An 11,040-nucleotide genomic window follows, 5' to 3' on the forward strand; every position below is an offset into this window, starting at 1 on the left:
CCGCAGGGGCGAGGCCCCTGCGGCCGCCGGTTCGGTGCGAGTCGGATCAGGAGTGGATGACGCTGCCGCAGGCGAAGGACGACAGCGGCAGGAAGCCGAAGCTCTGGATGTCGGCGGCACCGTTGGTGCAGATCCAGCCGTTGGCGCCGAAGATGGCGCGCAGGGCGGTGCCGTGGGCGTCCGTGGCGTTCCACTCGGCGTCGCGGAAGACGTTGTAGACCACGCGGCCGTACTGGGTGCCCACGAGGGCGTCGGTGATGACCTTCTTCGTGGTGTCGACCGGCGCGACGCCGTCGACGTTGCGGATGGTCAGCGAGCCCTGGACGTCGGCGCCGGTGCCCTTGCCGAAGTACACCTGGCCGATGTAGTGGGCGACGGAGTAGGGGACCACCGCGTTGATGTCGTCCAGCTGGGTGTCGCTGCCCTCGTTCTCCTGGACGCTGCTGTTGACGCAGGCGCCCGGGGTCAGGGCGGTGACGCCACCGTTGATGGCGGTCAGGAAGAAGGAGCGGGTGCCGGAACCGGTCTGCGGCAGGAAGGGCTTGATCGTGGCGTTCGGGAGCGACGCGTTGATCTGGTTCCACTTGGTGACCGTGCAGGTGTAGATGTCCTTCAGGTTCTTCGTGGTCAGGTTCGCCGGGGCGTTGCCGCCGGCCTTGGCCGCCCAGGACACCGCGTCCTGCGCCAGCGCCACGAAGTCGTCGGTGGTCGGGTCGGTCGAGACCGGGCCGCGCGAGGAGCGGGCGAAGTCCACGGTGGCGCTGGTGTTGGCGTTCAGCGCGGTGATGCCGGCGCCGGAGCCGTTCGGGCGGGTGATCGCGGTGGCACCGGTCTTGGTGGTGATGGTGCCGGCCGGGATCGCGTCGTAGCTGTAGAGGCGAGGGGCGGTGGAGCTGGTCAGCGACGCGTTGTAGTCGGCGGCGAGCTGGTTCAGCACCGACTGGGTCGTGTCGGAGCCGACACCCACGATGTCGATGGCGCGCGGGGTGACACCGGTGGCCGGGTCGGCGACGGCGGTGCCGCTGACGACGGTGGCGACGGAGGTCGCCAGCGCGGCGACGGTGAGCAGCTTGGCAGCGGTCTTACGCATGTTCCTCTTCCTCCGGGGGAGAGACGTACATCGCGTGAAACCCGTACTCCGTTTGAGAGTTCGGGGGCCGGGTGGCCGCGTCCGCTGCGGCCTGTCCGGCAGTGCCGATCCTGTCCGGCGGGGAGGTTCCGCCGGAAGGGAGGTCGAGTTCGGCCAGGGAATGTCGACTCATCGGTTCGACGAGGTTTAGCCACTGGTCAGCAGGCACGTGACAGGGGCATTGCCGGGTCTCCGAACCCGGTCGACGTTCTTCTCCAGGAGGCTGCTCGGAGTGTTGCCGGAAACCTGGCCTTCACCGGAACTGCACGGACGGGCCTCGGCGCACCAGGAGCGCACGGAAGCATCCGGAGAACGGACGGAGACGGCCGGAGGGCGGACGGAGGGCGGACAGAGGGCGGACGGAGGGCGGATGGAGAACGGACGGAGCACCGCCCGACGGAGCCGGCCTTCCCGAGCGACGTCCTCCGGAAGATCCGTCCGGGAAAACGGACATGGCGGCCCGTCATCCGACGGACCGCCATGGTCCCAACTGCTCACAACGGCCAGCGGCCGTCCCGCCCGCTCCGCCGCAGCTCCTGCCCGACCCAGCGCAGTCCGGCCAGGAACCCGTCGATCCCGGCCTGGCACTGGTCCCGCCGCAGGTACCCCCGCGCGCTGCGCGCGACCGGAACGGCCCCGGCCGCCCCCGGCCGGGTGCTGCGCACCGGCAGGTAGGCGGCCCAGACCCACTCGCGCCCTTCGGACTGCCCGACCGAGCAGCGCAGCGCGGCCCGCTCGATCAGCAACTCGCGCACGGAGTCGGCCAGTTCGTCCTCGCTCCGGTAGGTCCGCACACCGACCCCGAGCGGCCGCCCGTTGGCGGCCCGCAGTGCCCAGCCGAGGCCGCGGTCGGCGGCCGGCACGATCAGCAGCCGCGGGCCGCGCCGCTCAGCGGCCATCGACGCGTCTCAACGGCACTGCGGGCTCCGGCAGTTCGCGGGGCGGCTGTTTGGCGAGCAGCACCACGAACCGGCGGAAGGCGTTCTGGCAGGTCGCGTACCTCTCGTACGCGCGACTGGACCGCACTTCGGGTAAGGCGCGCGAGCCCGGGACCACCCAGACCCAGCCGATGCCTTCCCGCACGTGGGTGATCCGCGCGGTGAGCTCGGCCGCCCCGAGTCGCAGGCCGTCGAAGCACCGCTCGGCCTCGCCGGCCGTCTCGAACGCGGCCGCGGTGATCGCGACCACCCGTCCGTTGGGCGCCTTCAGTTGCCAGCGGTAGCGCCCGTCCGCTGCCCGTTCGGCGCGGAACCCCCCTCGACTTGCCCCTGCTGCGGTGTGACCGCGGCCGGCAGCGTTCACTGCCCCCTCCGTCCGGTTGCCCTCCGGATTCCCCTCCGAGCGGGAGCAAAGCTATGTGTGCACACGGAGCCCCCGAAAGCCCAGAACGTTCACAACTTGCGCCGTTGGTCGGGAAGTTCTCTCTCGTTTAACTTTCACTGGTTCTTGACCGAGGCCGATGGCGTCGGGCGGGCGGTCCCGGGCCGCCGGAACCCGGCCGTCAGAGCCGGGCCGTCCAGCGCACCATCGTCCCCTTCCGGTACGGCCCGCTCTCGTGCCAGGCGTCGCCGCCGAGCGCCTCGGCGCGCCGGGCGAGGTTGAGCAGGCCGCTGCGCCGGCCGCCCTCCGGGATGCCCACCCCGTCGTCGGTCACGGTGAGCAGCACGCCGGGCCGTCCGCCGCGGTCCAGCGACTCCGGGTCGCCGCCCATCGGCCGGCCGTTCTCGTCCAGGTGGCTGGTCGCGTCGATCTCCACGCCGACCCGGGAGGCACGTGCGTGCCGGGCCGTGTTGGACAGCATCTCCCGCAGGGCCGCGAGCAGTTGACGGCCGGTCTTCTCGCCGACCAGGCTCTCCACCGGCCCGACGAAGCTCACCGAGGGCTTGAAGCCGAGCGCGGCCGCGGCCTGGCTGGCCTCCCGCAGCACCCGGGTGCGCAGGGTGTCCGGCGCGTCGCCGTGGTTGTCGTGCTGGAGGGCGTAGATGGTGGTGCGGACCTCCTGGATGGTGGCGTCCAGTTCGTCCACCGCCTTGCCGATGCCCGTCTTCACCTCGGGGACGACCGCCCGCCGGGCGGCGCTCTCCAGCATCATCCCGGTGGCGAACAGCCGCTGGATCACCAGGTCGTGCAGGTCGCGGGCGATCCGGTCGCGGTCCTGGAAGACGGCCAGCCGCTGCTGGTCGCGCTGGCCCTCGGCGAGCCGCAGGGCGAGCGCGGCCTGCGAGGCGAAGGTCTCGGCGAGCTGCTTCTCGCTCTCGGTGAACGGCACCGCGCCGCAGGGGCGCCAGACGCAGAGCCCGCCGAGCACCCGTCCGGCGGCGACCATCGGCACCGCCATGGACGGGCCGAAGCGGCGGGCGAGCCGGATCACCGTGGTCGGATCGCTGGACATGTCGTCCAGGTGGACGCTCTCCCCCGCGAGCAGCCGGGCCGCGAAGCTCTCCTTGGGCAGCAGCTCGCCGCGGACGAACTCGGCCAGCTCGCCGGAGGCGTGCGCGACCCGCATCTGCCCGTCGCCCTCGCCGCCGCCCTCCGGGCCGGTCGGCAGCAGGACCATGCCGAGCGCGGCGTCCGCCAGCTCCCGCACCTGTTCGGCCGCGACGGTCAGCGCGGTCTCGGCCTGCTCGGCGGAGAGCAGCGCGGTGGCGAGGGCGGCGGCACCGGTGATCCAGCGCTCCCGGCGGCGGCCCTCCTCGTACAGCCGGGAGTTCTCGATGGCCACGCCGGCCGCCGCGGCGAGCGCGTGCACCACCTGCTCGTCCTCGGGGGTGAAGGCGCCGCCGCCCTTCTTCTCGGTGAGGTAGAGGTTGCCGAACACCTCCGCCCGGACCCGGATCGGCACGCCCAGGAAGGTCCTCATGCACGGGTGGTGCGGCGGGAACCCGGAGGAGCGCGGGTCCGCGCTCAGGTCGGACAGCCGCAGGGGTTCGGGACGGTCGATGAGCGCGCCGAGGACGCCGCGGCCGGCCGGCAGTTCGCCGATCTCGGCGGCGGTCTCGTCGTCGACCCCGACGTGGATGAAGTCCGCCAGGCCGGTGCCGCCGGGGGCGATCACGCCGAGCGCCGCGTACCGGGCGTCGACCAGCTCGGCCGCGCCGACCGCGATCCGGTGCAGGGTGGCGTGCAGGTCCAGCCCGGCCCCGATCGAGACCACCGCCTCCAGCAGCCGCTGCATCCGGTCGGTGACCGCGGCGGCCGACTGGAGACGCTCGGCGACCTCGGTGACCAGCGTGTCCAGCCCGAGCGAGGCGATCTCGGGCACCCGGTGGGGCGTCGGCTCGGCAGTGGCCTCGGGAAGGTCCGGCGTGGGGTCCATGGAGAAAGCCTAGTTTGTACGCTTTTCAGCCGAAGGACGGCGCGACCGGGGGTGTGGCCACCAGAAGTGCGACTACCGGACCGCCGACTCCAACAGCCCGTCGGCCTCCCGCTCCCGCCGCCACATCGCGTGCAGCCGCCCGTCCGGGTCGGCGACCAGCTCCGACCAGCGGCCCCGCTCGGCCACCCGGCCGCCGTCCAGCACCAGCACCTCGTCCACCGTGTCGTCGTCCAGCCCGGCCAGCCGGTGGGTGATCAGCACGGTGGTGCGGCCCTCGGTGGCGGTCAGCAGATCGGCGGTCAGCGCGTCCGCGGTGGGCAGGTCGAGGTGCTCGGCGGGCTCGTCCAGGACCAGCACCGGGAAGTCCGCCAGCAGCGCCCGGGCCAGCGCCAGCCGCTGGCGCTGGCCTCCGGAGAGCCGGGCCCCGTGCTCGCCGACCATGGTGTCCAGGCCGTCCGGCAGGCCCTCGGTCCACTCCAGCAGCCGGGCGGCGGCCAGCGCGGCGCGCAGCTCCTCCTCCCCCGCGTCCGGGCGGGCCAGCCGCAGGTTCTCCCGCAGCGAGCTGTCGAAGACGTGCGCGTCCTGGGCGCAGAGCCCGATCACCCGGCGGACGTCCTCGCCCGCGAGCGCGCGACCGTCCACGGCCTGCGGCCGGCCGTCGGCGAACCGCACCGTCCCGGCGCTCGGCTCCAGGAAGCGCAGCAGCGCCTGGGCGAGGGTGGTCTTGCCCGATCCGGACGGGCCGACCACGGCGATCCGGCGGCCGGCGGCGAGGTCGAGGTCGACCCCGGCGAGCGCGTCCACCGGCTGCCCGGGGTGCCGGACGGTCAGCCCGCGCACCGCGACCGGCAGCGGCCGCTCGGGCAGCGCGACGGGCTCGGCCGGCTCGCCGACCGGGGGTTCGGCGTCGAGCACCTCGTCCAGCCGGGCCCGCGCGGCACGGCTGCGCTGGCGGGCCTGGACGGCGAGCGGCATCCCGGTGACGGCCTCGAAGGCGGCCAGCGGGGTCAGCACCACCACGGCCAGACAGACCGGCGCGAGCAGACCGTCGCGCACCCCCTGGACGCCGACGGCGGCCGCGGCGGTCACCGTCAGCCCGGTGAGCAGCGCGATCAGCCCGGTGCCGAGCGCCGTGGTGGCCGCCGAGCGGGCGGCCAGCCGGGTCAGCGCGGCGTCGGCGGTGCGGACGGCGGCCAGCCGGCCCGGCAGCGCGCCGGCCACGGTGAGTTCGGCGGTGCCGGTGAAGGCGTCCACCACGGTGGTGGCCAGCCGGCCGCGCGCCGGGGCCTGGCGCCGCTCGGCACCGGCCGACCAGCGGGCGGCCAGCGCGGGCACCAGCACGCCCGCGAGCAGCAGCCCGAAGCCGAGCACCAGCCCGGCGGCGGGCAGGAAGGCGGCCACCGCCACCGTCGAGGCCAGCGCGACCACGCCCGCCACCGCGGCCGGCAGCCGCCAGCGCAGGTAGTGGTCCTGGATCGCGTCCACGTCGGCGACCAGCCGGGACAGCAGGTCGCCGCGCCGGAAGGCGGGCAGTCCGGCGGGGGCGAGCGCGCTCAGCCGGCGGTAGACGGCGGCCCGCAGGGTGCCGAGGGTGCGCAGCACGGCGTCGTGCGAGACCAGCCGCTCGGCGTAGCGGAAGACGCTGCGGCCGATGCCGAAGGCCCGCACCGAGGTGACGGCCATCATCAGGTAGAGCACCGGAGGCATCTGGGAGGCCCGGGAGATCAGGTAGCCGGAGGTGGCCATCAGCGCGACGGCGCAACCGAGGGCGAGGGCGCCGAGCAGGATCGAGAGCGCCAGCCGGGGGGCGGCGGCGCCGTCGCCCTCGGGCTCCTCGGGGACGGCGGGGGCGGGCGTCGGCCTCCCGCTGTGGGCGAGCGGGGCGACCGGTGCCGCGGGCACCGGCGCGGCCCCCGCCAGCCGTACCCGCCGGTCCGCGACGGCCAGCAGGGCCGGCCGGTGCGCGACTACCAGCACGGTGCGTGCCGGGTCCGCGGCGAGCGTCCGGACGGCGTCCACCACGGCCGCCTCGGAGACGCCGTCCAGGTTGGCGGTCGGCTCGTCCAGCAGCACCAGCGGCCGGTCGTCGGCGAGCAGCACCCGGGCGAGGGCGAGGCGCTGGCGCTGCCCCGCGGAGAGCCCGGCACCGTCCTCCCCCAGCCCGGCCGCCAGGTCGGTCACGAAGTCGAGCGCGTGCGCGGACCGCAGCGCCGTCCACAGCTGCTCGTCGGTGGCCTCCGGCCGGTAGAGCCGCAGGTTCTCGGCGACCGTCCCGGCGAACAGGTGCGGGTGCTGCGGCACCCAGGCGATCTGCCGCCGCCAGCTCGCCGGGTCCAGCTCGGCCAGGTCGTGGCCGCGGCCGTCGGCGGCGGTGATCCGGACGGTGCCGGAGTCGGCTGCGGTGAGGCCGAGCAGCACGGCCAGCAGGGTGGACTTGCCGGCGCCGCTCGGGCCGGTCAGCGCCGTGCTGGAGCCGGGGCGCAGGGTCAGCCCGGCGCCGTCCAGCGCGGGCTCGGTGCGCCCGGGGTGGCGGACCACCAGGTCCTCGGCCGTGATCACGGCGCCCGCGAGGTCCGGCGCCGGCACGGTGCCGGCGGCGGGCAGCGGGGTCTCCAGGACCCGGAACAGCTCGTCGGCGGCGGTCAGCCCCTCGACGCTGGAGTGGTAGAGCGCGCCGACCTGGCGGATCGGGAAGTACACCTCGGGGGCGAGCACCAGGATCAGCAGCCCGGTCTCCAGGTCGAGCGTGCCGTCCACCAGCCGGAAGCCGACGGTGACGGCGACCAGCGCGACGGACAGGGTGGAGAGCAGTTCCAGGGTGAAGGAGGAGACGAAGGCGATCCGCAGGGTGCGCAGGGTGGCCCGGCGGTAGTCGGCGGTGATCCGGGCGATGGTGGCGGCCTGGGTGCGGGCCCGGTTGAACACCTTGAGGGTGGGCAGCCCGGCGACCACGTCGAGGAAGTGGTGCGAGAGCCGGGCGAGGGTGTCCCACTGCCGGTCCATCCGGGACTGGGTGGCCATCCCGATCAGCACCATGAACAGCGGGATCAGCGGCAGTGTCCCGGCGATGACCGCGGCCGAGGTGAAGTCGGCGCCGACGATCCGCAGCAGCACGATCACCGGGACGACCACGGCCAGCGCCAGCTGCGGCAGGTAGCGGGCGAAGTAGTCGTCCAGCGCGTCGATGCCGCGGGTGGCGAGGGTGGTGAGCTCGCCGGTGCGCCGGCCCGCCAGGTAGGACGGGCCGAGCGCGGTGGCGTGGTCGAGCAGCCGGCGCCGCAGGGTGGACTTCACCCGGGCGACGGACCGGTGCGCGGTGAGTTCGGTGAGCCAGCCGACCAGCCCGCGGCCGACCGCCGTCAGGGCGAGCAGCAGCAGCGGCGTGGTCAGCTCTCCGAGCGTCGCCCCGCGTTGGAAGGCGCGGACGACGATCTCGGCGATCAGACTCGCCTGGGCGACCACCAGGGCCGCGCCGGCCGCGCCGAGCAGCACGGAGCCGACGAGGAAGACCCTGGTGGTGCGGGCGTACCCGAGGAGTCGGGGGTCGACCGGCTTCACGGCGTCAGGCCTGGTCGAGCTGGGCGGCCGGGTCGTGCCCGGGGATGTGCTGGACGCCGATCCGCTTGCGGAACACCCAGTACGTCCAGCCCTGGTAGAGCAGCACCAGCGGGGTGAAGATCGCCGCCACGATGGTCATCACCTTCAGTGTGTACGGCGAGGACGCGGCGTTGCTGACGGTCAGGCTCCACTCCGGGTTCAGCGTGGAGGGCATGACGTCCGGGAAGAGCGCCAGGAAGAGCATCGCGACCGCGGCCACGATGGTCGCTCCGGAGAGCGAGAACGCCCAGCCCTCGCGGCGGAGCTGGTTGGCCGCCAGGGCGCCGACCAGGGCGAGCACCGCGACGATCAGCGCGGCCAGGCTGCGGCCGTTGCCGTGGGCGGCCTGGGTCCAGATCAGGAAGACCAGCGCCAGCACGGCGGTCGCCAGCCCGGACAGCAGCGCGGCCTTGCGGGCCCGCTCCCGGATCTCGCCGACCGTCTTGAGCGCGGCGAACACCGCGCCGTGGAAGGTGAACAGGGCGAGCGTCACCAGGCCGCCGAGCAGGGCGTACGGGTTCAGCAGGTCCCAGAGGGTACCGGCGTAGTTCTTCTGCGCGTCGATGTCCACGCCGCGCACGATGTTGGCGAAGGCCACGCCCCAGAGGAAGGCCGGCAGGAGCGAGGTCCAGAAGAGGGCCTCCTCCCAGTTCCGCTGCCAGCGGGCACCGTCGCGCTTGTGCCGGTACTCGAAGGCCACCCCGCGGATGATCAGGCAGACCAGGATGACCAGCAGCGGGATGTAGAAGCCGCTGAAGAGCGTCGCGTACCAGTCCGGGAAGGCCGCGAAGGTGGCGCCGCCGGCGGTCAGCAGCCAGACCTCGTTGCCGTCCCAGACCGGACCGATGGTGTTGATCAGCACCCGCCGCTCGGCGGTGTTGCGGGCCAGCGGCTTGGTCAGCACGCCGATCCCGAAGTCGAAGCCCTCCAGGAAGAAGTAGCCGATCCACAGGACCGCGATCAGCACGAACCAGACGTCGTGGAGTTGCATGTCAGATCCTCAGTTCCGCAGTGTCCCGGGGCCTCAGTACGCGAAGGCGAGCGGCTTGTCGGCGTCCTCGTCCGAGGACGGGCCGCGCAGCGACGGGTCCTTGGCCGGCGGCTGCTCGGTCACGTCGGGGCCGGCCTTGGCGTACTTGACCATCAGCCGGACCTCGATGACCGCGAGGATCGCGTACAGCGCGGTGAACGTGGCCAGGGCGCCGATCTGGGTGCCGACGCCGACGTTGGGGGAGACGGCACTGGCCGTGGTCATCAGCCCGAAGACGGCCCAGGGCTGGCGGCCCATCTCGGTGAAGATCCAGCCGAAGCTGTTGGCGATCAGCGGGAAGCCCATGGTCAGGATGCCGATCCGCCAGCTCCACTTGGTGAGGAGCGGGCCGAGCTCGCGCCCGGGGGTGAGCATCAGCCGGGGCACCTCGGACTCACCGGTGCGGAACTCGGGGTGCAGGAAGAGCTTCTTCCGGGTGGTCCACAGGCCGATCAGGCCGGCCAGGAAGGACGTCATCCCGAAGCCGATCATGAGGCGGAAGCCCCAGTAGGTGACGAAGATGCTCGGGATGTAGTCCTTGGGGTCGCCACCGTGCTGGGCGGCCTCGGCGGCGGCGGTGTCGTTGATGCCGGGGACGGACGAGCTGAAGTCGTTGTGGGCGAGGAAGGAGAGTATCCCGGGGATCTCCAGGGCGACCGAGTTGTGGCCCTTGCTGACGTCCCCGACCGCGAAGACCGAGAACGGCGCCGGCGCCTGGGTCTCCCACAGCGCCTCGGCGGCGGCCATCTTCATCGGCTGCTGCTCGAACATGACCTTGCCCAGGGTGTCGCCGCTGAGCGCGGTGCCGGCGCCGAAGACCACCGCGAGCACCAGGCCGAGCCGCAGTGAGGTGCGCATCGCGGCGGTCCTCTTCGGGTCCGCGGTCTCGGGCTTGCGCTTGGCCTTCCAGAGGTGGAAGGAGGCGATGCCGACGACGAAGGCCGCGCCGGTGAGGAAGGCGGCGGTCAGGGTGTGGAAGACGACCACCAGGGTGGTGTTCTGGAACAGCACCCGGACCACGTCGGTCAGCTGCGCCTTGCCGGTGACCGGGTCGATCGCGTAGCCGACCGGGTGCTGCATCCAGGAGTTGGCGGCCAGGATGAAGTAGCCCGAGAGCACGGTGCCCAGCGCCACCATCCACATGCAGGCGGCGTGGATCTTCCTCGGCAGCTTGTCCCAGCCGAAGATCCACAGGCCGATGAAGGTGGACTCGAAGAAGAAGGCGATCAGCGCCTCCATCGCGAGCGGAGCGCCGAAGACGTCACCGACGAAGCGGGAGTAGTCGGACCAGTTCATGCCGAACTGGAACTCCTGGACGATGCCGGTGACCACGCCCATCGCGATGTTGATGAGGAAGAGCTTTCCCCAGAACTTGGTCGCGTGGAAGTACTTCTCCTTGTTCGTCCGCACCCAGGCGGTCTCCAGACCGGCCACGATCGCGGCCAGGCTGATCGTGAGCGGGACGAAGAGGAAGTGGTAGACGGTGGTGATGCCGAATTGCCATCGCGCGATGGTCTCGTGAGCGATTGCCAGTTCCACGTCGCCCTCTCTCCCAACCTGCCCGTGTGACGACGGGCATCTTCCGGACAAAACTCATCTATAGCCGTAGACCGTTGCCCGACCACGCAAGCTTGTCCGCTTGTGAACGTGAACACGTTCACAAGGAGCAGTATCCCCCACCCTTACGGAGGAAATGCAGGTGGGGTGGGGTTGACGGCACTGTGTGGCGCGTCACGGTCCGCGGCGCGGTCCGCACAGTCTGCGGACGCACCGCGGGCCGGGGCAACGAACGACCGGGCGGGTGGCCGGAACTTGTTGGCCGAAGCGGCGCTTGACAGGCTCGCGAGCCGGTCGCCCCGACGGGATCCGCCTGCTAGTACTCCAGCCGCACTTCGTGATCACGTAGCGAGTCGTCGCAGGTAGTGGCTGTGGCGGGCTCTGCCTTGGTGCACTCGTCGCCACATCGAC

The 11,040-nt window shown here is 72.7% G+C and carries 7 protein-coding genes; all 7 read right to left on the reverse strand.

Going from position 1 to position 11,040, the window contains the following annotated elements; all coding sequences use genetic code 11:
* Positions 1-46 precede the first annotated feature (46 nt).
* The 7 genes from ACFRAR_RS36680 to ACFRAR_RS36710 all read right to left on the reverse strand — a co-directional run bounded on the left by ACFRAR_RS36680 (position 47) and on the right by ACFRAR_RS36710 (position 10,611).
* Complete coding sequence (locus tag ACFRAR_RS36680) at positions 47-1,090, reverse strand: PstS family phosphate ABC transporter substrate-binding protein (protein WP_380704413.1); 1,044 nt, start codon at positions 1,088-1,090, stop codon at positions 47-49.
* Between the two features lie 533 nt (positions 1,091-1,623).
* Complete coding sequence (locus ACFRAR_RS36685; protein WP_380704415.1) at positions 1,624-2,028, reverse strand: hypothetical protein; 405 nt, start codon at positions 2,026-2,028, stop codon at positions 1,624-1,626.
* On the reverse strand, positions 2,018-2,431 hold the full coding sequence (locus ACFRAR_RS36690) for a hypothetical protein (protein WP_380704418.1): 414 nt from the start codon (positions 2,429-2,431) through the stop codon (positions 2,018-2,020). The genes ACFRAR_RS36685 and ACFRAR_RS36690 overlap by 11 nt, the downstream gene beginning before the upstream one ends.
* Positions 2,432-2,630: 199 nt before the next feature.
* Complete coding sequence (locus tag ACFRAR_RS36695; RefSeq protein ID WP_380704428.1) at positions 2,631-4,304, reverse strand: GAF domain-containing sensor histidine kinase; 1,674 nt, start codon at positions 4,302-4,304, stop codon at positions 2,631-2,633.
* A 213-nt stretch (positions 4,305-4,517) separates the two neighbouring features.
* Positions 4,518-8,003: a thiol reductant ABC exporter subunit CydD gene (cydD, locus tag ACFRAR_RS36700; protein WP_380704420.1), complete on the reverse strand. Its 3,486-nt coding sequence runs from the start codon at positions 8,001-8,003 to the stop codon at positions 4,518-4,520.
* A gap of 4 nt (positions 8,004-8,007) precedes the next feature.
* Positions 8,008-9,033: a cytochrome d ubiquinol oxidase subunit II gene (gene cydB, locus ACFRAR_RS36705; RefSeq protein WP_380704422.1), complete on the reverse strand. Its 1,026-nt coding sequence runs from the start codon at positions 9,031-9,033 to the stop codon at positions 8,008-8,010.
* A gap of 33 nt (positions 9,034-9,066) precedes the next feature.
* On the reverse strand, positions 9,067-10,611 hold the full coding sequence (locus tag ACFRAR_RS36710; protein WP_380704426.1) for a cytochrome ubiquinol oxidase subunit I: 1,545 nt from the start codon (positions 10,609-10,611) through the stop codon (positions 9,067-9,069).
* Positions 10,612-11,040: the final 429 nt, after the last annotated feature.

Source organism: Kitasatospora sp. NPDC056651 (assembly GCF_042792155.1).
Lineage (GTDB): Bacteria > Actinomycetota > Actinomycetes > Streptomycetales > Streptomycetaceae > Kitasatospora.